Genomic DNA, 19,396 nt, shown 5'->3' on the forward strand with positions numbered 1-19,396 from the left:
TCACTCTCCTTCGGGTTCTGCGCCGTTGGCGCGGTTGATCATTCGCAAAATGTGCTCGACGGTCTCGCGGCGGCCGAGGCGGAATGTGGTCTCGCGCTCGCCGTCCTGGCCGCCGGAAACGAACACGGCTCCGGTGAAGCGCCGCACGAGGTCGTCGAGCACGAGCGCGCCGACCGGGCTCTCGAAAACGACCCGATAGTCGTCCGGCGTCGCGCGCTGCTCGACGGGTGCCCCTTCGATCTGCGCTTTCATTGGTTCGCCACCATGCGGCCGGCGGCCGCGCTACCCATCGACTTCATGACGTCGCCCTGCACTTCCATGCCCATCTGCTGCTGCGCTTGCTGCGCGGCGGCCTGCTGCTTCTTCTGGCGGAACGTGGCGACGTCCTTGACCGGCCGCATGATCGCGTCCGGCACGCCGAGGTTCTTCGCGGTCTGGCGCACGGCTTCGTCGGTGTCGACGTTGTCGATCGCGCTCTGGTCGACCTGCGCAATCACGGTCAGGTCGCCCATCAGGCGCTCGATCGCGGAGACTTCCTCCAGCTTCTGTGCGCGCGCCAGCGGCGACTGGTACTGCACCGCAAAGTTCTGGCCGCCAAGCGACGGCGGCGGCGGCGGGAACACGCCGGCCCGGTACGCGAGGCCGAAGCAGCGCGCGATCAGCGGCTGCAGGTACTCGGCCTGCAGGCGACCGTAGATCGGCCCGAGCAGTTGCCGGATCAGGTCGACGCGCACATGCACTTCGGTCGCGGTCATGGCCGGGCCGTCCTGCGGCTGCAACTGGTCAGCCATCAGCGTCTTTCGAATCTGCCCCTGCAGTTTCTCGATGCGCGTCTCGGCGAGCTGGAAGTTCGATGACGGCTGCAGCGGCTTCATGCTGTCGACGCTGTTCGCGACGATCACCTTGCGCGGGCCGACCTTCACGGTGCGCGGATTCAGCACGCCGTCGTCCTCGGCGATCCACATGCCCGACACGGCGAGGTCGAGGTTCGCGTATTCGAGCTTGACGATGTCGTTGAGCGTGCGGATGTCGGGCAGCGCGTCGAGCAGCGGCCCGACGCCGTAGACACTGTTCGGGATCTTCTTCCAGCGCGCGACCACGACCGGCATTTCGTGATAGCCCGACTCGCGGATGACGTACTTGTGGTTGCATGCGAACGTCACCGACGCGATCGGCATGTTCTTCGCGCGCAGCGCACCGACGATGTACACGTCGCGCGGGTAGATCGCCTGGCACAGGTCGATCAGCTCGTCGGGCTTCGTCTTCGCCTTGTCGATGATCTCGGGCGGCAGCGAGTCACCGCGCTGCTTGAAGTCGGTCACGCACTGCTCGGCGGTCAGTTGGTAGCAGCGGAACACGATGTCGACCGGGCCGCCCTGCTTCGATGCTGCGCAGTACACGCCGGCCATCGGCCAGTGCTCGAAGTACAAGCCGCCGGTGTCGCGGTTCTCGTCGACGTACAGCGCGAACCAGCCGGCCATGCAGTCGGCGATGCCGTCGGCCGCCTCGCTGTCGAAGTTCGCGCTGTGGATGTTCTGCCACAGCACTTCGCTTGCCTCATCGAGCCAGCGCTCGCCGTCGTCATCGGTCCCGTTCACGGTCATCGTGAACCAGAGCGAGTTCGCAGGCGTCATGCCAGACATGATCGACGCCTCCAGCGTGCGTTTCGCATCGGTCGCCGTCGAGTCGAAGATCAGCGACACGGCCTGCGCGATCTGGTTCGCGTCCATCATCGGGCCGTCGAGCCCGGATGCACGCACCGGATCGGTGAGCATGAAGCAGTTGCGCCAGACCAGCTCGTGAACCTGGCGCTTCGACTTCAGGGTTTCGAGACGCTTCGCGAGGGTTTCGCCGAGGCTGTCGATCATGGCTTACTGGCCGAGAGAGGATTTCGCGGAAGCGAGGACGGACGACGAGCCGGTGCCGCCGGTGCCCGTGCCTGCGCCGGTCGACAGCAGGCTCTGCGACGCGCGCCGCTTCTTGTCGGCCGCCGCCTGTTCCTGTGCGGCCTGCGCTGCCTGCGCGTCAGCCGTACTGCCCGCACTCGATGCGGATGTCGTGGTCGAGGCAGAGGGAACGATGGAACCGCGGTTGCCGCCGCCGAAAAGGCTACCGATTGCGCCGAGGATGTCGCACATGTCCGCCCCCGTTACTTGAAGTTGCGCGGCAGTTCGCGCGGCTTCGACGGAACGATCCAGCCCTGCTGCGTGAGCACCGGGCCTGCGATTTCCATCGGGTCGATCTCGTCGCGGTGCGGAAGCTTGCGCTCGGCCGGCTTGCCGGTGGCGGCCATACCTGCTGCGACAGCCTCGCGCTGCTCGCGGCGCGCGGTGACGGCGGCGAGAGCAGCCTTGCGCGCCGTCTCCTGCGACGGCAGTTCGCCCGCACCCGCGAGCGATTGCTCCAGTTCCTTGCGCTTCTTGCCGACCAGGTTGTCGCGCACCTGCGGATCGACCGCGGCCCATTCCTCGGCCGACATGCCACTCGTCTCGAATGCGCCGATCACGATCTCGGCGAGCGGCACTTCGCGGCCGGCGATGGTCAGCACCGCATCGGTGTCGGCGCCAACGATGGGCGCGGGGCCGTCGTCGGTCGGCATGACTGCGGCCGCGCCGGGCACCTGCGTTGCGTAGGTTCGTTTGGTGGACATTCCTGCACCTCCATGGATGGTGCAGGCGAGTATCGGGCGCGCGGGGTGTCGGATTCCCGTCTATCGCAGGGATTCGGATACGGACGGCATGCGCTGAACGGTGGGCGCGTCGTCGGGCGCGTTTCCCGTGACCTGGGCCCATAGCTTCAGCAGCGTGACGCCCGCGTAGTGCTTCGGCTCGGCGCCGAGGTTGCGATAGCCGAGCAGGGTCGTGCGCGGGATCTGCGTGTACTGCGCGATCTCAGCGAGAGTGAAGTCGGCCCGCCGCACGTCCTCAAGGACGCGGAACCAATCGACGGCGCGGGCGGGCTCGACTCGGGTCATGCGTTACAGGGCGTCCACGAAGGCGCGCAGGCGCGATTGCAGGTCGCCGAGCACGATAGCCTCGCCGGCTTCGAGCTTCTGCAGGATCGACTCGGCGTGCGGCTTCGCTTCCGTGGCCGAGTTGTACAGCCCCTGCCACTTGATGACGCGCTCCTGCTCGTCCATCACCTGTTGCTGGAGCGCGGCGATCCGCGAATTTGCAGCATCGAGTTCAGCGCGCAAGGCAGCCGCCGCGGTGTCGCCGCCTTGCGATGCATCCTGCGCAGACGATGCAGTGTCGCTTGAGGATTGTCCAGCCGCAGGCGACGCACCGGCGTTTCCCGCGTCACCACCATCGAGGGCTACGCCACTCGCCGTCGGGTTCAGCGAGGCATCCGCGCTGCCCGTCGCATTCGCGGGCGTCGAAGCGGCCGCATCCGGGGCAGCACTCGACTCCCCCGATGCCGCGACCGCCTGCGCGTCACCAGTGTCGATTGCAGCGCCTGCATCGGCCGACGAACCCGTGTCGGCAGCGCTGGCGTTTCCCGCATCAGCGGAGTTCGCGAGGGTCGATGCGCTCGACGACGAGTCGCCCGTGCTCGTCGTAGCAGACGTGGAGGCATCCGAAGCCGCGGGCGATGATGTCGACGCTGACGTCGAAAGCGTTTCGCTCGCATCGCTCGTCGAAAGCAGCACGGAACTGTCGGATCCACTCCCTGCCGGCTCCCCCACCGCGGCCGTGCCAGCCCCCTGCATGTCCGTTTTTGCCGCCTCGTTCGAGGGCTCGGTGCTGCTCGGTGCTGCGTTGATGTCGCTCATGCTGCTCTCCGTTGGTGCTGCTGGTTGTCGCGCCAGTCGAGGAACGGCCGGCGCAGGAAGTGGTTGAAGCGGTCAGCCGCGTGCGTGTCGGTCGCCAGCTCGCGGCGCGACTCGACCTTGCAGACGATGCGGATGAACTGCGCGGCCTGGTCGACCGTGACCGGATCGCCGTTGACGAAGCCGCCGACCCAGGCGCGGAACTGGGCATCGCGCGTCAGCATTCCGGCGAGTTGGACGAGGTTCATTTCGCACCAGCTCTCCAGCAGACGATCGTCGATTCGTCGATGATCTTGACGGTGCCGCGGCAATGCATCACAGCGCGCATTTCGTCGGCCTTGATGCTTTCCGGATAGAGATCAATCCGCGAATAGTCAGGGCTCAAGGAAAGCACGACCTCCGGAAGCGGGGGATGCTCGCGACCGTCAAGAAATCGGAAGGATTCGGCATGCGCGATTGATGATGAGCATGCACCCAGGATCGTTGCGAGAAAGATGATTTTCACGTCAGATTCCTCTGCGCCCAGCGCGCGATCAGGATCGCGTCGGCGCGGCCGTCGTGTTTCGCCAAAGGGCAGAACGCCTGCCCGTACAGTTCGCGCGCGATGCGCAGGCTTTGGCGCTTCGTGTCCTCGGTATCGGTGCGCTTGATGCCGTAGAAGCCCTGCCACGTGCGCGGCGCGACGACCTCGACCGCGTAGCCCGTCAGCTCGCACACGGTCATGATCACTGCCTTCGTCGCTTCGAGGGATGCCATGGTCTGCACGGATCCGCCCGCGAAAGTGTTCAGCGCCTCCATGACGACGATCACGCTGTCGCTCGCGGGGATCAGGTCGCGCAACGTGCGCTGCAGTACATGCGGGTCGACCTCGTTGCGCACCTTGCCAGTGCCCTGCTTCTTGCGCGTCGGCATGTCCGCGATGCGCAGTGCGCCGTTGTGGTCGAGCGCGGCGAGCGCGCCGGAAATGCCCGGGTCGATTCCGAGGGTCAGCATCCGGCCTCCTGCCCCAAATGCGCGCACGCGCGCGCGTCGTTCGTGTGGTATGTCATTCCCCGCTCCCTCCAATCTCGTACTGCTTGCCGACCTCGCGCGTCAGCTCGATCAGCTGGTTCTCCGCCGCGAGGATGTCGGCGTAGCTGCCGCCAGTGCGGCGCAGCAGCTTCACGCGGTCGACGATCGCGGCGTGTTGGTTGAGGACGGACGTGACGGCGATGCTGCTCGCAGACGAGCCGCGGAAGTGGCAGCAGCAGAACCACTTTCCGGACACGCCGAACGAGCCGAGCATCGGGCAGCCTTGGGCCGCGCAGGTTTCGCCGGTCACGCCGTCCATGCTCATGCGTGCGCCGTCAGGTAGTCGGCGACGCGTGCGGCCGCGAGATCCTTCGCATCGGCCGTTGCGGCGGCGTCGCGCGCGACGTGCGCTGCGCGGATACGGTCGAGCTTCTCGCGCGCGCTCGGGATGCCGCCGACCAGCGCGCGCAGGCGAGCGAGGTTGCTCTCGGCCACCTTCGCATCGAACGAATCGACGGGCGCGGCGAGCGCGGGAACGATCGCCTGCGCATGCGTCAGCGCCAGGCGTCCGGAGCGCACGGCCTCGGTCACGACGGCTTCGCGCAGGTCCGGATCGTGGCCGAGCGACGTGATCCACTGCGCCGGCCGGCATTCCGCGCGGGCGCGCTCGACGGTGCGTTCGTACGCGGCCTTGAACGCCATGCGCGCGCCGACCTCGTCACCGCCTTCGAGCACGGGCAGCGCGACCGCGAATGCCTCGGCGCATTCCTGCGTCCACACGACGGTGTCGCGCTCATCGCGGCTGCGCAGTGCGATCGCCCATGCCTCGTTGGCGTCGGGCCGGCCGTCGGATTCGCGCGGCAGGTGCTTCAGCAACGCGGCGGGCGTCGGCGCGAACTCGCTCGTCGCGACGTGGCACGAGATCGCACGCAGCACCGCGTCGAGCGGATACGGTTCGAGCTGCTTCCAGAAAACGCCCATGACGTCGGGCTCGGGCAGCGGCTGGCGCGCGGTCTTGTGCGCGAGCTTCAGCGCGTCGACGAAGGTGCGTTTGTCGTTCGGGGTCATGGGTCAGGGCTCCATGTCGATGACGGTAGGATCGGGTTCGGCGTGGCCGTTCAACCACGCTTCGGCGTTGCGGTCGCTGATCGCGTTGCGCTGTTCGGCGGCGCTCTGGCGCACGGGTCGCGCGTTGCCGCCGCCGGGCCGCGGCGGTTGCGCAGCGTCGGCATGCCAGCGCGTCGCGATCGACAGCACGTAGGCGGGCGGAATGCGCTCGTTCGGCTTCGAGGTTTTCGCCTCGACGCATGCAGCGCGGATCGTTGCGGGCGTCACGCCGCGCTCGGCGGCGGCGATGATGCGCGGGTCGTGCGGGGATGCCTCGATCGAATGCTCACGCATCGCAGCGGACAGTTCGCCGGGTTTCACGCGCTCGCGTGCGAGGGTGTCGGCATAACGCGCGCTGTGTTCCCCCTGTGGTGTCTGGCTTATGGTTTCTGGAGTCTGGCTGTTGGTAGCCGTAACGTTATGCGTCACGCCCGTTATGCCATCCGTAACGCGTGACGCTTCAGGCGTAACGCGTGACGTCTCAGTTGCGCGTAACAGTGCGTCGTGCAATTCGTCCATCGAGGCGTCGAAACGCATCGTCACGCCGAGATCACGGAGACGGTCGAACATCGCCTTGCGCCGCTCGCGGTACTGCTTCTGGCGCATCGCCTTGCCGGAGCGCGGCGCTTCTCCATCGCCCTCCTGCTGGCCGCCTGCGGCGTGGATCTCGCGTTCGCAGCGCTGCTGCACCCATGTCCCGTCGACCAGCTCGAAGAACTCGCCGAGCACGACCTTCAGCGCGGACAGCTCGTCGCGCGCGCGGGCGCCGATCAGGCGCGCTGCCTGGTCATCGGGAATGCCGGCCTCGCGCGTGTAGTACACGTCCAGCAGCCGCGTGTAGACGCCGTGTTCGAGCAGCGAAAGGTGCGCGGTGTCCTTCAGGTAGTCGCCGATGTGGCGCTTGTAGAAATTCATGGCGCGACCTCGTCATCCGTCCCCGACTGTCCCGCTTTGGGCCGCGTCTCGAACTCGATCACGGCCGGGTGCATCACGCCGTACGCGCTCTTGAGCACGTGGTAGCCGAGGTAATCGGGCGTCGACACGCCCTGCTTCGCCGCTTGCGTCGCAAGGTCGGCCGCTGCGGCCAGCGGCAGCAGCACCGGCTGCTCTACGCGGTCGCCGCTCATGCGCGCACCTGCGGGCCGATCTGTCCCACACCGGCACTGACGGCCACCAGCTGCGCCGGCAAAGTTCCGACTGCGCCGAACAGCATCAGCTCGGTGAGCCGCGCCAGCGCAGCCGAATCGCTGTCGATGCCGTGCAGAGCCTTCCACGTCTGCAATGCCTCGTACGCGGCGTCGCGCAGACGCGTCTTGACCTCGTTCCGGTACTCGGCCCGGGTCGCCTTCGTGGTTTTCATGCGGCCACCTGGGCGGGTTCGGGTTCGTTCACGCGAGCGCAGTCGGCCGGCGTGACGAGCCCGTTGGTAATGGTCTGGATCTGCAGCGCCTGGTCGAGCGTGATGCTCGTGCGGCCGCGGAACCACTGGCTGACCTGGGACTGGCTGACAGGCGGGTTGAGCATCGCGCCGAGCGCGCCCTGAGTGAGCTTGTGCTCGCGCATGTACGCATCGAGTCGCATAGCGCCTCCGTAGTAGCAATGCTCCTATTGTAACTAAGAAGCGATGCTTTTCAAGTATCCCGTAAGAAAAGTAGCCGCGCTAATAGAATCGGATCATGGAAAAGAACCCCAAGCGCCGCGAACTCACGGCGAATGAACTGCAGGATGTAGCGCGGCTGAAGGCCGCGTGGCTGGCGTACAAGGATCGCAACGAAGGTGCGACGCAGGAATGGCTCGGACGCGAGACCGGTATCGGGTCTCAGGGTGCCGTGGGCCAGTATCTGCGCGGCGTTATCCCGCTGAATCTGCCGGCTCTGCTGTCGTTCGCCCGCGTGCTTGGGGTAAAGCCGTCCGACATCAGCCCGACGCTCGCGAGCCTCGTGCGCGCGAGCGACGAGTCGCCGGGCACTCCCATCATTCCAATCGAAAGCGGCGCCGAGACGCCCGACGGCTACGTGGCAATTCCCCGATACAACCTCCAGTGCGAGGCCGGAAACGGCCATATCCAATGGGAAATCGAACGAGAGAGCGAACCGCATACGTACTCTCTACGGTTCCTCCGAGAAATGGGTATCAAGCCCGAGAACGCGCGGCGCGTGAAGATCGTCGGCGACAGCATGGAGCCGCACCTATACGACGGCGAGTCGGTTCTGATCGACTGCGCCGACGTCGCGATCCGTGACGGCAAGGTCTACGCTCTGCGGTATGGCGACGGCTTCCGCGTGAAGCGCATTCTGAAGAAATACGATGGGTCGCTTGTGCTGGTGAGCGACAACAAGAAATACCCAGAAGAAACCATCAGCGCCGAGCAGGCGGCGCAGTTCATAACCATTCTCGGCCGCGTGCGCGATCGCAGCGGATCGGGCGGACTGGAGTAGACCATGCGCACACGCTACAAGGCGGCCGCTGCCGCGTTCCTTTTCGCGACGACGATCGGCGCACACGCCGAAATCACGACCGGCGCGAAGCTGCAGGAGTGGCTGTCGTCCAACGACGGTGCTCTGCACCTGGCTGCGACCATGTATATCGTCGGCGTCCTCGATGATGACGGCGTGCTGCAGGCAGCCGAAATGAAGGGGCTCATGAAGCCAGATCAAGCACCGCGCCACCTCTGCGCATCGGGCAAAGCAAAGGGGCCCGAGCTGCAGCAGTCCGTCGCCCGCATGCTCAACGAGCGGCCGGAGCTGAAGCGGATGCCGGCCGTGCTCGCGGTGCGCGCGGCGCTCGCGCGCGACTATCCCTGCAGTTGACCGATGCGTGCGCTCGCCTTCCACATCGGTTCGTTCGTAATCTTTGCGGTCCTAATGGCCGCGTCCGGTTACGCAAGCGTCTGGATCGGCCGAAAGACCGGGCGATGGTGGATCGGCTTGATCTGTTTTTTCGCGCTGTTCTACGGCAGCACGACCTATCTCGCGTTTGATGGATTGCCGCTGCCGAGCGGCGAATACGGCGAAGACTGACCCAATAGCCCGCAATCGCGGGATTTCTTTGCCCCACAAATAGTAGCAATGCTCTTGACATTAAAAGCAGCGCTGCTACTATAGCCTCCAGAAGCAACGCTTTTAGAGAGGCCACCATGCTCCACCACCACCCGATCACCCCGCGCGCGCTGCCGTCGGCTGCTGACGTCTTCGCGTTCGAGCTGAAGCAGCGAATCTTGGCGAACGGCGCACGTCTGGCCGTCGCGTTCGACGACAGCGGCGCGCGCATGCAGAACGCGATGTGCCGTGAGTTGTTCGACGCGACGGGAGAGGTTTTCGCTGCCGGTTCGTTCGTACGCGTGGGCGGCTGAAATGCTGCGCCACCAACCCCTCACCACAATCACCCCGCGGCGCATCGCGGCCCTGCACGAGTATCGCGTCGACCACGAGATCGCGCGCGATGAGGCTATTGCCGAAGCGATGGAAGCCGCGCGCGACCGCGGCACCGAGATCGCGGTCGCAGAGCTGATTGCAGCTGCACGCCGTACGGCGAAGGCGCTGGAAAACGAGCCGGCCGAAACGCGCGCGCGCATCTTCGTCGCGCACTTCTGCGGTTCGATCCAGCCCGGCTTTCTTGATCTCGCGAAAGAGATCGCCGCGGCGGCCGGCATGGCCCATCTCTACGCGGACGGTGAGTGACATGACCACCACCCGCCTCCTGATCGGCGCCGCTGCTGTGCTGATCCTCGCCCTGGTCGTGATCGTGCGCGAGATCGCACGCGTCAACGACGACGACCACCACCGCGGCTGAGCCGCGCACCTACCGCAACCACCTGGAGACCATCATGGCCCAACGCAAGCCCGCAGTTTCGACGCTCCTGAAGGCAGCACAAGCCCGAATCGTGGAGTTGGAAAAGCAGCTCGAATCGGAAAAGAACCAAGCGAAGTGGGCGCGTGAAGGTCGCGACTCGGCGCAATCCGAGCGCGATCAAATTCACGCGTTCCTCGACGCGTTGCCGGGTGCGATCCAGAAGAAGAATCCCGAGACGTACGTCGAACACAGCGCCATGACGCGCCTCGCCGCGTGGCTCGCCACGTCGCGCGCGTAACACCGGCCGCACACCACACCGAGGGACCACATGGACAAGAGCGAAAACCGCTTCTACCGCGAGGCGGAAGAAGCCAAGCAAGCGCCGGAACTCGAAGCGTGCTGCTGGTACGTGCGCACGAAACGCACTGATGCCGACGCGGCCGGCTGGCTCGTCGCCGACTGCTCGACGTCGCCGCACGGGAAGGAATACGCGCGGCTGTTCGCGGCCGCGCCGAAGATGCTCGATCGCCTTCGTGCGGCTGCGGAATGGCTGACCGAGGCAAACAGCCCAGCCGAACTGCGCCAAACCATCGACGCCGTGATCTCACTCGCGACGACGGCACCCGAGGCTGCGCCGGAGCCGGTGCGGCACGTGACGATTGCAGGAGGTGCGCTGTGAGCACCGACCGCAAGATCATGCCCGTCGCGCAGTGCGGCTTCGTCGCCAATTGCATGGCGAGCCCGCAAAGCTATGCAAGTTCGCTGTCGAACTGCCGCACGCCGACATCGAAGGCGACCGCCGATCATGCGCTGGCGCAGCTGGAAGCTGCCCGAGCGAAGGACGTTGCGCTGCACGAAGCGAACCTCGAAGCCATCGAGCGAAACAAGGGCACGGCTGATCGCGTCCGGGCGTTCATGGAAGAAATCGGCATGCCGAAGTCATGGACCGAGCGCGACACGAAATCGCGTTCGCGCTACCCGAAGAACGTCACGCGCGACGCGGGCTGGATCAGCGACATTGCGCGCTTTATCAAGACGGACGACGGATTCGCTTACGCGACACACACGTACGAGACGCTCAAGGCCCGATACGACGAATACGCCGCGACGGCGGCGCGCGAGACCGAGCAAGCTGAACTGCAGCGTCAGCGTGCCGCAGAGGCTGAGCGCGAAGCGCGGAAAGCGAACATCGAACTCGCCCGAATCGTACTGCGCTACGAACTGTCGGACGAGTCGACATGGGACGACGTGATCGAAGCGCTGCGCGGCAAGGATCAGCGCATCGACCTGGCACTCGCGATGATGGCAACGCGTGGCGACTGGTCGGAAGGCCCCTACCGCGTGCGGGACGCGATCGACCGATTCACGATCGTCACCGACGAGGACAAGGAAATCGCGAACGACGTGATCTCGTGCATGCACGACTTCTGCGACGGCCGCGTGTTCCGCGATACGACGTGGAACTATGACCGGATCATGGCGAGCGTCGCTGATCAGCAGCTTGCGACCGACGCGCTGACCGCCTATCAGCACCGGGAGGACTGACATGCGCGCCCCTCTCACCCGCCTCCCCGACTGGTTTTGGCTCGCGGTGCTCGGCGCGCTCTGGCTGATCGCATCGGGCATTGCGCCGGCTTATGAACTGCTCGCGGGGATTGCGCGATGAACCCGATCACCTACCTCTGCGACGCGCTCGACCGCCTGTTCGAACGCAGCCCGGTCGCCGGGATCATCGTCGCGATCGTGGTCGCGTTCCTGTGCGCGGTCGGCATCGCATACCTCAGCACCACGCCGGAAGCGCCGCGCGGCGTGTGGGGGGCGTGATGCTCGACTACAACCTGTCGATCGACGCGTATCACGCGCTGTCGCCCGTTTCGAAGTCGCAACTCGATGACCTCGCGCTGTCGCCGTTCCACTTCTACAGCCGGCATCGCAATCCGCTGCGGCCGCCGCGCGTCGAGAAGGCCGGCCAGCTCGAAGGGCACCTCGCGCACTGCGCAGTGTTCGAGCCCGACCAGTTCGACGCGCGCTACGTCTGGGCACCGAAGGGCGCGCCGCGCAAGCCGACGGACGCGCAGTGGAACGCAAAGAAGCCGTCGCCCGACAGCGTCGCGGCGATGGAATGGTGGCGCGAATTCCTCGACGCATGCGGCGACAAGCGCGTGATCACGGTCGAGCAGTACGACGTCGCGATGCGCCAGGCGGAATCCGTGCGCGCGCTGCCGGAGATTCAGGACGCGCTGTCTCAGGGCCGCGCCGAAGTTTCAGCGTTCTGGACGGACGAAATGACCGGCGTCGAATGCCGCTGCCGGCCGGACTGGGTGCATGCGCTGTCGCGCAAGTCGGTCGAGCTGCTCGACCTGAAGACGTTCAGCTGCGCGGCCGCCGACGAGTTCCGCCGCCAGATCGCGCGCAAGCGCTACCACGTGCAGGACGCGTTCTACTCGGCCGGCTACAGCGCAGCGGCCGGCGTCACCGTCGAGAAATTCACGTTCATAGCCGTCGAGACCGAGTGGCCCTACGCGGCCGCCTCGTACACGCTCGGACCTGAAAGCCGTGAGGAAGGATTCATGGAGTGCCGCCGGCTGCTCGACCTGTACGAGGAATGCGTGCGCCTGAAGCGCTGGCCCGGCTACTCGAACAAGACCACGCAGATTGACCTGCCCCCTTACGCCTTCACTTCACAAGAGATTGAGATCGCATATGTCTGACATCACCGACCTCCGCGGCACCATCGTGCCGAAATCCGACCAGCTGAACGCAGAGCAGCTGCTGGCCGGCGACATGACCATAACCGTGACCGATGTGCGCATGGGCAGCGAAGATCAGCCCGTGATCCTGCACTACGAGAACGACGAGGGCCGGCCGTACAAGCCGTGCAAGACCATGCGGAAGCTGCTGATCTTCGCGTGGGGCGAGGACGGCCGCAATTGGACCGGCAAGTCGATGACACTCTACAACGACCAGGCGGTGCGCTTCGGCGGCATGGTCGTGGGCGGCATTCGCATCAGCCACCTGAGCCACATCGAACGCGAGATCTCGCTGTCGCTGACTGCGACGAAGGGCAAGAAGGCACTGCACACGGTGCTGCCGCTCGAAGTCGTGCGCCTCGACGACGTGCTGAAGGCGATCGCGACGGCCACCGATCGCAACGCCATGAACGCGGCCCGCGCGCTGGCGATGAAGCTGCCCCCGGGCGATCAAGCGCAGGCCGCGCAGGACGCATACAACGCGCGCATGCGCGAGCTGCGCGGCGCGGCGGCGCGCAAGCCGGCGGATCCGCAACCCGGACCGGGCGACGACGAAACCACGGCGCTCGCGCAACTGGAAGCATGTGCCGACGTCGATGCGCTCGCAGTCTGCCTCGATAGCTTCCGCTACTACCCTGGCGACGTCCGCGAGCGCCTGATCGAAGCGTACAACCGCCGGCGCGAAGCACTGCTCGACGCGTAACCCTTCCCCTACCCGACAGGAGCCAGCATGTTCAACCTCGACAACACCCTCGCGAAGATCGTCTCGTGCACGAACGTCAGCGAGAAACATGGCGCCGAGCGCGTCGCCGCTATCTCGATCGGCCTCTACGTCGTTCAAGGCGGCGAAGTGCTTGAAATGTTCGATGCGGGCCTGCGCAACGCGCTGTACCGCAAGCCGCAGCCGAAGCCCGGCGAGCTGCCGATGGAACACGACGGCCTGACCGAGCTGCGCTATCCGTTCATGCGCAACCTCGCGTGGGACCGGAAGTACGAAGGCTATCTGTTGCGCTTCCACATCGGCGCGACTGGCACAGAAGACGTGCTACTCGCCGAATGCGGCCTGAAGGATATCCGTTTCACCACGCAGGAAGGCGGCTCGGTGGGTGTGCACTTCAAGATCACCGCGCATCCGAAGGACGAGGTCGACCACGGGAAGATCGCGACGCGGCTGCAGCAGGAGATCGGCATCACGCTGACGCCGCCGGACAACTACGTCGACCCGGGACTGTTCGGCGATGCGCAGGACGACGACGACCGAGATCCGTTCGAAGGCAGCGACCTGGCCCGAGACGCGCAAGAACAGTGACCCACCCGCCGCGCGCCCCACACGCGCGGCAACCCGGCTTCAATGCCGTCCGCGTGGGTGATGGGTGGGCGCCGTCACGCCGGCTTATTCATGTCAACGCATGCCACATGCGAACCGCGCGGACGACATTGATACTGTTCTACTGATTGAGGATGACGATGAGCGACACCACCGACAAGAGCGCTGATGCGCTGACGGTACCTACGATCTCGCGCGATGCGTTCTATGACATCGTGCGGGCCGCGATGAAGAAGTACCGCGACGAAAACCCGTCCCGCTACCTGAACGATGATCAGGTCGACGCCAACGACGGCGAGTTCGTAAGCGCATTGGCGGACCAGCACGCGAAACTCATAACGGGGCGCCCTGTCGAGCAGCACGAAGCAGCGCCGGCCGATGACGCGCGCGAATGCCTGATGGACGTCGTAAGCCATCACGGCGACTTCGAGAAAGCCTGCCGAGCACTGAAGGACGCTGCGAGCGACGACGGCAACGGGAGCGATGCCTCGTACTGGCTGCACCAGATCGACGTGCTTGGTCGCATGAAGGCTCAGGCAGAGCGTGCACTCGCTGCACCATCCGCCCCGCTCGAAGGCACGGGCAATGGGGCGGAAGTTTCTGGGGCATACACTTATTCCAGCGTGCAGGCGACCAACTGCGCATGCTGCGGCGAGTACAAGCACACGCCGCTCCGTATCGACTGGATGGGCGGCTACGTCTGCCTGACCTGCATTGACCGAGAGCTGGAATCCCGCATTCCTGCTGATGTGGCCGATCTGAACGAGCGCGCGATGCTCGCGGCCGGCCAGTGGGCCACGTCGGATACGCCGATCAAAGAAGCGCTCGCCTATCGTGACGGTTTCGTTGCAGGTGCCCGCGCCCCTCGCACAGAGGTGGCGGGAGCGGAGGGGGTGCTGCGAGCTGCACTCGACCGTCTTGAAAACGCCTGCGACAAGCGCGCAGAACTTCTCACCCGCGACGCCTATTTGGCTGCGGAAGCGATTCCCGGCATGCGCGATGCGCTGTACGAACTGGACGAAGCTCGGCGGCAAGCATGCGATGCCCTGTCTCGCGCCCCTCGCACTGAGGTGGCGGGAGCGTGTAAGCACTGCGGTGCGACGACGGCTCAGACATGCAATGACCGGGGCTGCTTCTATCTCGAATCTGGCGACGGCGAACCCTCCGCAGATGCAGCGGCAGAGGACAAGTACGTCATCGAGCGCCTGAGCACGGTGCTCGCGGGGGTCGCAGCGGCGCTACTCGGCGAGGAAGCTGACCGCCCTGCCGCTGAAACGCTCCAGAAGCTGCCAGAGGAAGCCGCGAAACTTCGCCTCGAACTTGACCTTTACCGGGCGCAAGCCGCAGATGCAGCGGCAGCGCCGGCAGACGAGCGGGCGTCGTTCGAGGCGTGGTGGTACGAGCGCGAAGCATTCGGACTGCGCGCCGAACGGCTCGACACGCCGGAAGCGGCCGCGCGCGCTGCCTGGAACGAGCGCGCGGCAGCATCGCAGCCCGCAGCGGCAGCGCGCCCGAGCGATGACGAACTGTGGGACCAGACGCTGCGCGAACGCGACGAGTATCAAGAGACGGCCGACAAGCTGGCCGCAGCCATTGCCAAGCATTTTGGCGTGGGCATCGGCGAGCACTCGAACTTGAACTGCCCATGGGACGAAGCGTTGGAGGTGATCGAGAACGCCGCCCCGCCCGCGCAGGTCGCCACTCGGCAGGAAATGACGGACGCGGCGCGCGATGTTCTCGCCGAGCGACGCCGACAGGTCGAGCAGGAAGGCTGGACAGCGGAGCACGACGACGAGCATTGCAGTGGAGATCTGGAACTGGCCGCCGCCTGTTATGCGATTCACGCCTCCGAGCGTGGACAACACAATGAGTTCATGTGGCCGTGGCCGTCTGAATGGTGGAAGCCGACGACAAAACGCAGAAACCTCATAAAGGCCGGTGCACTGATCCAGGCTGCAATCGAGCGGCTCGACCGCGCCCTTCTCGAAGGAGACAAGTCATGAAGCTCGACGAACTGATCCAGAGGGTCGGCGTGAATAACGTCGGCGTGCAATTCCTGGCCGATTCGATCACGGGTGGAAAACAAAAGCGCGGCTACGTGGAAGTTTCATTCGGCACGGATTGCGTCTCGATGCGCGACATCGCCACCGGTGAATGGGAGAACGTGGTTTTCGTCGTCAGCATAAAACGTCATGCATTCGAGGCCGCGCGCGATGCATCGTGTGGCGAAGGAGCCAAGCATGAATAAGACGCTGACGGCGGCCGACCGCGCCACGATCATGGACGCCTGCCAGAGCATTTCGCGAAGCGCCGATGCACTGAAAGCCGGATGCTCGATCGACGGCGAGTGGCCCGATGCAGATGACAAAGCGTTCTACGACGCCGAACTTCGCCTGCTCGGGCGCTTGACCGCCCTCCTCGCCGCTCAGCAGCCGGAGCCGCAATGCACCTGCGATATGCGCACACGGGTTCTCGGTGACGGATGCGAGGTCTGCCAGCCGGAGCCGCGCGCCGAGGTGACGGGATGGCAGCCGATCGAGACTGCGCCGAAGGACGGGACGCCACTCGTGATGTTCGCCCGCTACGTCCATGCGACTGCGTCGATTGTAGTGGTCGCATCGTGGCTGGAGAACTACGGAATGTGGGTGAATCAGTCGTTTTCGTGCGCACCTGTCCAGCAGGTTGTGCCGTCACACTGGATGGCACGCCCCGAGTTCCCTATCGACGCCGCCCTCGCGCAACGACAAGGGGAAGACCATGTCTAGCCGCCGCATCAACAGCGCAGCCGTGGTCGGCGTTCTCGCGAGCGGCACGCACACCGCGCGCGAGATAGCGGCCGAACTCCAGACGTCGACGGCGTTCGTGCAGTGCTTCCTCGACACGCTGTTCTACGCCGGCCGCATCCGGATCGATCAGCGCGTCACGACGGACACTGCGTACCAGCTGACACCGGTCGCCGCACCGCGCGCGCCGCTCGATACGCCGTCCGCCGGGCCGCGTCTCGCACCCAACCTGCAATCCACGCTCGCCGGATACGATCGAGAGATCAGTCGCCGCGTCGAGCTTGCCATGACCACGAGGACACGATGATGGAAACGAACGAAGTAATGAACGTGGCCCGCCGCGCGGTGCAGCTCTACGCGGAGACGCACCCGCGCCCGACGCACGTCACGCAGATGCAAGCGGCCGAAATGCTCGGGATCAGCCGCTGGACGGTCAGCAAAATGGTGAAGGCCGGCGACCTGAAGCTGAACCGGTGCGGCCTGATCCCGATCGAGGAAATTGACAAGGCGCGCGAGGCGCATGTTTAAAGCCGCGCGGCGATCTGCTCGGACGTCTCGCGATAGTAGTGCTCCTGCAGCAGCTTCAGATCCTTGATCCCGCTGATGCGCGACAGCGTCAGCACGTCGACCTTGCGAGCCAGGCGCGTTAGCGCCTCGCCTCGCGAGTCGTGAAACGTCATCCCAGTGATCAACAGCGCCTTCTTCGCCTTGCGAAACAACGTATCCATCGACCCCGCCTCGACCGTAAAACACCGGTCACGATGCGCTACCGCTTTCAGCAGCCGCAACGCGGCGCGAGGGAGCGGAATCTCGCGCGGCTTTCCAGTCAGGTATTGCATCTTGTGATCGAGCCGCGCGACGCCAGTCTTCATGTTCAGCGTATCCTTTCCGAGCCCACGCAGTTCCTTTGCACGCATGCCGCTGCGTAGTGCGACGAGCCACGCGAGCGCTACCTCCTGACTCTTCGTCGTCGGTTCCTGCCCGGTTCGATAACCGAGCCAGCGAACGATAGGGCGAACCTCTTTCCAGGGGGCGACGCGACGCGTGCGCGGCGGGTTGTCCGGCGGCGCGCCGAGATCGCTGAACGCGTTCGTGTCGATCCACTTCCATTCCCGGCGTGCGATCGTGTACGCGTTTCGATAGAGATTGATCTCGCGCAGCACAGCGCCGTTCGTGATGCCGCGCACCTTCTTACCATCCGGCCCGACGTAGCCTGACAGCCGCCGGTCTCGCCATTCGGCCCACATCGGGGTGTCAGCCTGCGACAGTGGCCGCTCAGCGTATTCGGGGAACTGCTTGATGAAGGACGCGATGCGACTCTGTTCCCACTTCGTGCCGCCCTTCTTCGTCGACACACGGCTCGAATACTCAGTGAGCATTTCGCCGAGCGTGTGAAGGTCAGCGGCGGGCGTATCACTCAGGCGCTTCAGTTCCGCCTCGCGCTGCGCTCCCCATGCCGTTGCCTCGCGCCGTGTGCGCAGCACTTTCGAATCGCGCGCGCCGCCGACATAGACCTGCACGCGGAAGCCGTTCTTGTGTGGGGTGATCGATGCCATTGTGGGGAGAGCCGTGCGTAGGAAATGGGGAATCCATTCTACAACCCTCCCCACAATGTGGGGAAAATACCCTGTATGTATCAACAGTGTCGGGTCGCTAACCCGTTGTTTCTACACGGTTCAACAAGTCAGCAAAGTTCATGTTGAAGTGTCGTGGTGCCGGGGACCGGAAACGGCCTTCCCTTTATTTGCAAGGGAGCGAGCGCGGCGTGCGTAATGAATGGGGAGAATTTCGTCGCTTTTCATCCGGAACCGAACCGGAGCGCTACACTGTACGGCCATACAGTGCTGACTTGCATCGTGGAAACCAAAGCGACCCCATATATCGGACTGCACATCCGCACGGTCATGCGCACGTGTTGGACCTGCGAGCATTGGGCCGGAACCGCGGAGCCCGGCGCCGGTATTGCGCACTGCACGCACCCGCGGTGCTCGCCCATGCGCGTACGACCGAACCACGGATGCTCATGCTGGGTGCGAGCGACGGGCCTCGATGAGCTGGACGATGAGACCTGCGACGCGCTCGCACAGCGCTATTTTTGAGTTGGGGCAGACGTCCGACAGTTCACTCGCCGCGCGAGCTCGTACTCGAGGATTTCGCGCTTCGTCTCGGGCGTGTCAGCTGGCGATGCCGTCATAGGCTTGACCCACAGGCAAGCGGTATCGACGATGCGCGCCGGCGGCACCGTCGGACAGGTCTGGCAGCCGGCCAGTAGCAAACCACAGCCGATGACGAAGACAGCTTGCCCATTCATCGCGCCTCCGATGTCGGGTTGTCTGTGGCCGGGCAGTCAGGAAACCGCGCTTTCAGCATGCTCTGAAATTCAGCATAGCCTTCAGGCGTAAGTTCACCCGTCTCAGGTATAGCCGGGAAACCCCGGCCAGATGGGTTCGGGGCGTTCAGGTCTTCGCACACGACGATATGGTTCATTTGTATCGATGGGCCATGACGCCGCACGATATTAGGCTCCGCGTGTGCTGATTCGATCAGCGCAATCGCACAGAGAGCGCCGAGAAAAATGTTGAGTGATCGCATTGTCAATCCTTCCGCAGCGCACCGAGGTCGGCGAGCCGCGCGTCGAGGTTTGAATCCGGCGTCGCCGCTGCCTGCTGCTGAGCGACGGCCGCTGTCGCCACCGCCTGCTGTCCGACCTGCGCTGCCGCGGCGTTGCCGGCATCAACGGTAGCCTGGGCCTGCGCGACGGTGGCCGCCGCCTTGGCCGTGGCCGTAGCGGCCTGCTGATGCCGGAACATGCCGAACAGCACGCCAGCCGCCGCGAGCAGCCACGGGCCGAATTTCA

Annotated in this window: 35 protein-coding genes; 17 read left to right on the plus strand and 18 right to left on the minus strand. The window is 65.1% G+C overall.

Annotated elements, in window-relative coordinates:
- Genes CFB47_RS39750 through CFB47_RS39815 form a run of 15 tightly spaced genes read right to left on the minus strand, consistent with a single transcriptional unit; the run spans window position 1 to window position 7,468 of the window.
- The gene (locus tag CFB47_RS39750) at window positions 1-252 is read right to left on the minus strand and encodes a hypothetical protein (protein ID WP_089460720.1); all 252 of its coding nucleotides are present in this window, start codon (window positions 250-252) and stop codon (window positions 1-3) included.
- Window positions 249-1,868, minus strand: coding sequence for a portal protein (locus CFB47_RS39755; protein ID WP_089460719.1), 1,620 nt, complete (start codon window positions 1,866-1,868; stop codon window positions 249-251). The genes CFB47_RS39750 and CFB47_RS39755 overlap by 4 nt, the downstream gene beginning before the upstream one ends.
- 3 nt (window positions 1,869-1,871) lie before the next feature.
- Window positions 1,872-2,138 carry a hypothetical protein gene (locus tag CFB47_RS39760; protein WP_089460718.1) on the minus strand — a complete coding sequence of 89 codons (267 nt, stop codon included), beginning with the start codon at window positions 2,136-2,138 and terminating at the stop codon, window positions 1,872-1,874.
- A gap of 11 nt (window positions 2,139-2,149) precedes the next feature.
- Window positions 2,150-2,650 carry a hypothetical protein gene (locus tag CFB47_RS39765; protein WP_089460717.1) on the minus strand — a complete coding sequence of 167 codons (501 nt, stop codon included), beginning with the start codon at window positions 2,648-2,650 and terminating at the stop codon, window positions 2,150-2,152.
- Window positions 2,651-2,710: 60 nt separating this feature from the next.
- On the minus strand, window positions 2,711-2,974 hold the full coding sequence (locus tag CFB47_RS39770) for a hypothetical protein (protein ID WP_089460716.1): 264 nt from the start codon (window positions 2,972-2,974) through the stop codon (window positions 2,711-2,713).
- A gap of 3 nt (window positions 2,975-2,977) precedes the next feature.
- Window positions 2,978-3,772: a hypothetical protein gene (locus CFB47_RS41025; protein ID WP_143330801.1), complete on the minus strand. Its 795-nt coding sequence runs from the start codon at window positions 3,770-3,772 to the stop codon at window positions 2,978-2,980.
- A complete protein-coding gene (locus CFB47_RS39780; protein WP_089460714.1) occupies window positions 3,769-4,017 on the minus strand; it encodes a hypothetical protein in 249 nt (82 codons plus the stop codon). Before CFB47_RS39780 ends, CFB47_RS41025 begins: the two co-directional genes overlap by 4 nt.
- Window positions 4,014-4,274, minus strand: a complete 261-nt coding sequence (locus CFB47_RS41030; protein WP_143330800.1) for a hypothetical protein — start codon at window positions 4,272-4,274, stop codon at window positions 4,014-4,016. The genes CFB47_RS39780 and CFB47_RS41030 overlap by 4 nt, the downstream gene beginning before the upstream one ends.
- Window positions 4,271-4,762 (minus strand): hypothetical protein, encoded by a 492-nt coding sequence (locus tag CFB47_RS39785; protein ID WP_089460713.1) that lies wholly within the window; start codon window positions 4,760-4,762, stop codon window positions 4,271-4,273. The genes CFB47_RS41030 and CFB47_RS39785 overlap by 4 nt, the downstream gene beginning before the upstream one ends.
- Before the next feature lie 52 nt (window positions 4,763-4,814).
- A complete protein-coding gene (locus CFB47_RS39790) occupies window positions 4,815-5,105 on the minus strand; it encodes a hypothetical protein (protein WP_143330799.1) in 291 nt (96 codons plus the stop codon).
- Window positions 5,102-5,848 carry a hypothetical protein gene (locus tag CFB47_RS39795; RefSeq protein WP_089460711.1) on the minus strand — a complete coding sequence of 249 codons (747 nt, stop codon included), beginning with the start codon at window positions 5,846-5,848 and terminating at the stop codon, window positions 5,102-5,104. Before CFB47_RS39795 ends, CFB47_RS39790 begins: the two co-directional genes overlap by 4 nt.
- A gap of 3 nt (window positions 5,849-5,851) precedes the next feature.
- A complete protein-coding gene (locus tag CFB47_RS39800; protein ID WP_256946651.1) occupies window positions 5,852-6,802 on the minus strand; it encodes a YdaU family protein in 951 nt (316 codons plus the stop codon).
- Window positions 6,799-7,014 carry a hypothetical protein gene (locus CFB47_RS39805; protein ID WP_089460710.1) on the minus strand — a complete coding sequence of 72 codons (216 nt, stop codon included), beginning with the start codon at window positions 7,012-7,014 and terminating at the stop codon, window positions 6,799-6,801. Before CFB47_RS39805 ends, CFB47_RS39800 begins: the two co-directional genes overlap by 4 nt.
- Entirely contained in the window at window positions 7,011-7,247 is a 237-nt protein-coding gene (locus CFB47_RS39810; RefSeq protein WP_089460709.1) for a hypothetical protein, read from the minus strand. Before CFB47_RS39810 ends, CFB47_RS39805 begins: the two co-directional genes overlap by 4 nt.
- A complete protein-coding gene (locus CFB47_RS39815) occupies window positions 7,244-7,468 on the minus strand; it encodes a helix-turn-helix transcriptional regulator (protein ID WP_089460708.1) in 225 nt (74 codons plus the stop codon). Before CFB47_RS39815 ends, CFB47_RS39810 begins: the two co-directional genes overlap by 4 nt.
- A 95-nt stretch (window positions 7,469-7,563) precedes the next feature.
- Here CFB47_RS39815 and CFB47_RS39820 point away from each other — a divergent pair, with 95 nt between their 5' ends.
- The 17 genes from CFB47_RS39820 (at window position 7,564) to CFB47_RS39895 (ending at window position 17,067) form a co-directional block, all read left to right on the plus strand.
- On the plus strand, window positions 7,564-8,325 hold the full coding sequence (locus tag CFB47_RS39820; protein WP_089460707.1) for a LexA family transcriptional regulator: 762 nt from the start codon (window positions 7,564-7,566) through the stop codon (window positions 8,323-8,325).
- Window positions 8,326-8,328: 3 nt separating this feature from the next.
- Window positions 8,329-8,697 (plus strand): Rap1a/Tai family immunity protein, encoded by a 369-nt coding sequence (locus tag CFB47_RS39825; RefSeq protein WP_089460706.1) that lies wholly within the window; start codon window positions 8,329-8,331, stop codon window positions 8,695-8,697.
- A gap of 3 nt (window positions 8,698-8,700) precedes the next feature.
- Window positions 8,701-8,907: a hypothetical protein gene (locus tag CFB47_RS39830; RefSeq protein ID WP_089460705.1), complete on the plus strand. Its 207-nt coding sequence runs from the start codon at window positions 8,701-8,703 to the stop codon at window positions 8,905-8,907.
- Between the two features lie 116 nt (window positions 8,908-9,023).
- Complete coding sequence (locus tag CFB47_RS39835) at window positions 9,024-9,239, plus strand: hypothetical protein (protein ID WP_089460704.1); 216 nt, start codon at window positions 9,024-9,026, stop codon at window positions 9,237-9,239.
- A gap of 1 nt (window position 9,240) precedes the next feature.
- On the plus strand, window positions 9,241-9,567 hold the full coding sequence (locus tag CFB47_RS39840; protein WP_089460703.1) for a hypothetical protein: 327 nt from the start codon (window positions 9,241-9,243) through the stop codon (window positions 9,565-9,567).
- A gap of 146 nt (window positions 9,568-9,713) precedes the next feature.
- Entirely contained in the window at window positions 9,714-9,977 is a 264-nt protein-coding gene (locus CFB47_RS39845) for a hypothetical protein (protein WP_143330798.1), read from the plus strand.
- Window positions 9,978-10,007: 30 nt separating this feature from the next.
- Complete coding sequence (locus CFB47_RS39850; RefSeq protein WP_089460701.1) at window positions 10,008-10,358, plus strand: hypothetical protein; 351 nt, start codon at window positions 10,008-10,010, stop codon at window positions 10,356-10,358.
- Window positions 10,355-11,224, plus strand: coding sequence for a hypothetical protein (locus CFB47_RS39855; RefSeq protein ID WP_089460700.1), 870 nt, complete (start codon window positions 10,355-10,357; stop codon window positions 11,222-11,224). The genes CFB47_RS39850 and CFB47_RS39855 overlap by 4 nt, the downstream gene beginning before the upstream one ends.
- Window positions 11,225-11,341: 117 nt before the next feature.
- The gene (locus CFB47_RS41550) at window positions 11,342-11,503 is read left to right on the plus strand and encodes a hypothetical protein (protein ID WP_179258922.1); all 162 of its coding nucleotides are present in this window, start codon (window positions 11,342-11,344) and stop codon (window positions 11,501-11,503) included.
- Window positions 11,503-12,390, plus strand: a complete 888-nt coding sequence (locus CFB47_RS39860; RefSeq protein ID WP_089460699.1) for a PD-(D/E)XK nuclease-like domain-containing protein — start codon at window positions 11,503-11,505, stop codon at window positions 12,388-12,390. Before CFB47_RS41550 ends, CFB47_RS39860 begins: the two co-directional genes overlap by 1 nt.
- Entirely contained in the window at window positions 12,383-13,132 is a 750-nt protein-coding gene (locus CFB47_RS39865) for a hypothetical protein (RefSeq protein WP_089460698.1), read from the plus strand. The genes CFB47_RS39860 and CFB47_RS39865 overlap by 8 nt, the downstream gene beginning before the upstream one ends.
- Window positions 13,133-13,159: 27 nt before the next feature.
- Window positions 13,160-13,738 (plus strand): hypothetical protein, encoded by a 579-nt coding sequence (locus CFB47_RS39870; RefSeq protein WP_089460697.1) that lies wholly within the window; start codon window positions 13,160-13,162, stop codon window positions 13,736-13,738.
- A 158-nt stretch (window positions 13,739-13,896) separates the two neighbouring features.
- The gene (locus tag CFB47_RS39875) at window positions 13,897-15,759 is read left to right on the plus strand and encodes a hypothetical protein (protein WP_143330797.1); all 1,863 of its coding nucleotides are present in this window, start codon (window positions 13,897-13,899) and stop codon (window positions 15,757-15,759) included.
- Window positions 15,756-16,004, plus strand: coding sequence for a hypothetical protein (locus CFB47_RS39880; RefSeq protein ID WP_089460695.1), 249 nt, complete (start codon window positions 15,756-15,758; stop codon window positions 16,002-16,004). The genes CFB47_RS39875 and CFB47_RS39880 overlap by 4 nt, the downstream gene beginning before the upstream one ends.
- Window positions 15,997-16,521 (plus strand): hypothetical protein, encoded by a 525-nt coding sequence (locus CFB47_RS39885; protein ID WP_089460694.1) that lies wholly within the window; start codon window positions 15,997-15,999, stop codon window positions 16,519-16,521. Before CFB47_RS39880 ends, CFB47_RS39885 begins: the two co-directional genes overlap by 8 nt.
- On the plus strand, window positions 16,514-16,846 hold the full coding sequence (locus CFB47_RS39890; RefSeq protein WP_089460693.1) for a DNA-binding protein: 333 nt from the start codon (window positions 16,514-16,516) through the stop codon (window positions 16,844-16,846). Before CFB47_RS39885 ends, CFB47_RS39890 begins: the two co-directional genes overlap by 8 nt.
- Entirely contained in the window at window positions 16,843-17,067 is a 225-nt protein-coding gene (locus CFB47_RS39895; protein ID WP_226221925.1) for a helix-turn-helix domain-containing protein, read from the plus strand. Before CFB47_RS39890 ends, CFB47_RS39895 begins: the two co-directional genes overlap by 4 nt.
- Here CFB47_RS39895 and CFB47_RS39900 read toward each other — a convergent pair.
- From CFB47_RS39900 to CFB47_RS39905, 3 genes are all read right to left on the minus strand, one after another.
- A complete protein-coding gene (locus CFB47_RS39900) occupies window positions 17,064-18,095 on the minus strand; it encodes a tyrosine-type recombinase/integrase (protein ID WP_089460692.1) in 1,032 nt (343 codons plus the stop codon). The two genes, CFB47_RS39895 and CFB47_RS39900, sit on opposite strands and share 4 nt — an antisense overlap.
- Before the next feature lie 751 nt (window positions 18,096-18,846).
- Window positions 18,847-19,131 (minus strand): hypothetical protein, encoded by a 285-nt coding sequence (locus CFB47_RS41040; protein ID WP_143330804.1) that lies wholly within the window; start codon window positions 19,129-19,131, stop codon window positions 18,847-18,849.
- A gap of 2 nt (window positions 19,132-19,133) precedes the next feature.
- The coding region (locus tag CFB47_RS39905; RefSeq protein WP_089464395.1) for a hypothetical protein at window positions 19,134-19,396 on the minus strand (263 nt) is incomplete at its 5' end.

Source organism: Burkholderia sp. AU27893, from assembly GCF_002223205.1.
Classification (GTDB): Bacteria; Pseudomonadota; Gammaproteobacteria; order Burkholderiales; family Burkholderiaceae; genus Burkholderia.

What these genes read in the sequence shown, in the direction of transcription:
- CFB47_RS39785 (WP_089460713.1), bottom strand. Translation starts at nt 4,762, where the DNA reads ATGCTGACCCTCGGAATCGACCCGGGCATTTCCGGCGCGCTCGCCGCG.
- CFB47_RS41550 (WP_179258922.1), top strand. Translation starts at nt 11,342, where the DNA reads ATGAACCCGATCACCTACCTCTGCGACGCGCTCGACCGCCTGTTCGAA.
- CFB47_RS39850 (WP_089460701.1), top strand. Translation starts at nt 10,008, where the DNA reads ATGGACAAGAGCGAAAACCGCTTCTACCGCGAGGCGGAAGAAGCCAAG.
- CFB47_RS39860 (WP_089460699.1), top strand. Translation starts at nt 11,503, where the DNA reads ATGCTCGACTACAACCTGTCGATCGACGCGTATCACGCGCTGTCGCCC.
- CFB47_RS39810 (WP_089460709.1), bottom strand. Translation starts at nt 7,247, where the DNA reads ATGAAAACCACGAAGGCGACCCGGGCCGAGTACCGGAACGAGGTCAAG.
- CFB47_RS39885 (WP_089460694.1), top strand. Translation starts at nt 15,997, where the DNA reads ATGAATAAGACGCTGACGGCGGCCGACCGCGCCACGATCATGGACGCC.
- CFB47_RS39750 (WP_089460720.1), bottom strand. Translation starts at nt 252, where the DNA reads ATGAAAGCGCAGATCGAAGGGGCACCCGTCGAGCAGCGCGCGACGCCG.
- CFB47_RS39875 (WP_143330797.1), top strand. Translation starts at nt 13,897, where the DNA reads ATGAGCGACACCACCGACAAGAGCGCTGATGCGCTGACGGTACCTACG.
- CFB47_RS39825 (WP_089460706.1), top strand. Translation starts at nt 8,329, where the DNA reads ATGCGCACACGCTACAAGGCGGCCGCTGCCGCGTTCCTTTTCGCGACG.
- CFB47_RS39845 (WP_143330798.1), top strand. Translation starts at nt 9,714, where the DNA reads ATGGCCCAACGCAAGCCCGCAGTTTCGACGCTCCTGAAGGCAGCACAA.
- CFB47_RS39900 (WP_089460692.1), bottom strand. Translation starts at nt 18,095, where the DNA reads ATGGCATCGATCACCCCACACAAGAACGGCTTCCGCGTGCAGGTCTAT.
- CFB47_RS39760 (WP_089460718.1), bottom strand. Translation starts at nt 2,138, where the DNA reads ATGTGCGACATCCTCGGCGCAATCGGTAGCCTTTTCGGCGGCGGCAAC.
- CFB47_RS39835 (WP_089460704.1), top strand. Translation starts at nt 9,024, where the DNA reads ATGCTCCACCACCACCCGATCACCCCGCGCGCGCTGCCGTCGGCTGCT.
- CFB47_RS39780 (WP_089460714.1), bottom strand. Translation starts at nt 4,017, where the DNA reads ATGAACCTCGTCCAACTCGCCGGAATGCTGACGCGCGATGCCCAGTTC.
- CFB47_RS39865 (WP_089460698.1), top strand. Translation starts at nt 12,383, where the DNA reads ATGTCTGACATCACCGACCTCCGCGGCACCATCGTGCCGAAATCCGAC.
- CFB47_RS41040 (WP_143330804.1), bottom strand. Translation starts at nt 19,131, where the DNA reads ATGCGATCACTCAACATTTTTCTCGGCGCTCTCTGTGCGATTGCGCTG.
- CFB47_RS39770 (WP_089460716.1), bottom strand. Translation starts at nt 2,974, where the DNA reads ATGACCCGAGTCGAGCCCGCCCGCGCCGTCGATTGGTTCCGCGTCCTT.
- CFB47_RS39815 (WP_089460708.1), bottom strand. Translation starts at nt 7,468, where the DNA reads ATGCGACTCGATGCGTACATGCGCGAGCACAAGCTCACTCAGGGCGCG.
- CFB47_RS39895 (WP_226221925.1), top strand. Translation starts at nt 16,843, where the DNA reads ATGATGGAAACGAACGAAGTAATGAACGTGGCCCGCCGCGCGGTGCAG.
- CFB47_RS39820 (WP_089460707.1), top strand. Translation starts at nt 7,564, where the DNA reads ATGGAAAAGAACCCCAAGCGCCGCGAACTCACGGCGAATGAACTGCAG.
- CFB47_RS39805 (WP_089460710.1), bottom strand. Translation starts at nt 7,014, where the DNA reads ATGAGCGGCGACCGCGTAGAGCAGCCGGTGCTGCTGCCGCTGGCCGCA.
- CFB47_RS39890 (WP_089460693.1), top strand. Translation starts at nt 16,514, where the DNA reads ATGTCTAGCCGCCGCATCAACAGCGCAGCCGTGGTCGGCGTTCTCGCG.
- CFB47_RS41025 (WP_143330801.1), bottom strand. Translation starts at nt 3,772, where the DNA reads ATGAGCGACATCAACGCAGCACCGAGCAGCACCGAGCCCTCGAACGAG.
- CFB47_RS39830 (WP_089460705.1), top strand. Translation starts at nt 8,701, where the DNA reads ATGCGTGCGCTCGCCTTCCACATCGGTTCGTTCGTAATCTTTGCGGTC.
- CFB47_RS39840 (WP_089460703.1), top strand. Translation starts at nt 9,241, where the DNA reads ATGCTGCGCCACCAACCCCTCACCACAATCACCCCGCGGCGCATCGCG.
- CFB47_RS39795 (WP_089460711.1), bottom strand. Translation starts at nt 5,848, where the DNA reads ATGACCCCGAACGACAAACGCACCTTCGTCGACGCGCTGAAGCTCGCG.
- CFB47_RS39755 (WP_089460719.1), bottom strand. Translation starts at nt 1,868, where the DNA reads ATGATCGACAGCCTCGGCGAAACCCTCGCGAAGCGTCTCGAAACCCTG.
- CFB47_RS39880 (WP_089460695.1), top strand. Translation starts at nt 15,756, where the DNA reads ATGAAGCTCGACGAACTGATCCAGAGGGTCGGCGTGAATAACGTCGGC.
- CFB47_RS39790 (WP_143330799.1), bottom strand. Translation starts at nt 5,105, where the DNA reads ATGAGCATGGACGGCGTGACCGGCGAAACCTGCGCGGCCCAAGGCTGC.
- CFB47_RS39800 (WP_256946651.1), bottom strand. Translation starts at nt 6,802, where the DNA reads ATGAATTTCTACAAGCGCCACATCGGCGACTACCTGAAGGACACCGCG.
- CFB47_RS39765 (WP_089460717.1), bottom strand. Translation starts at nt 2,650, where the DNA reads ATGTCCACCAAACGAACCTACGCAACGCAGGTGCCCGGCGCGGCCGCA.
- CFB47_RS39870 (WP_089460697.1), top strand. Translation starts at nt 13,160, where the DNA reads ATGTTCAACCTCGACAACACCCTCGCGAAGATCGTCTCGTGCACGAAC.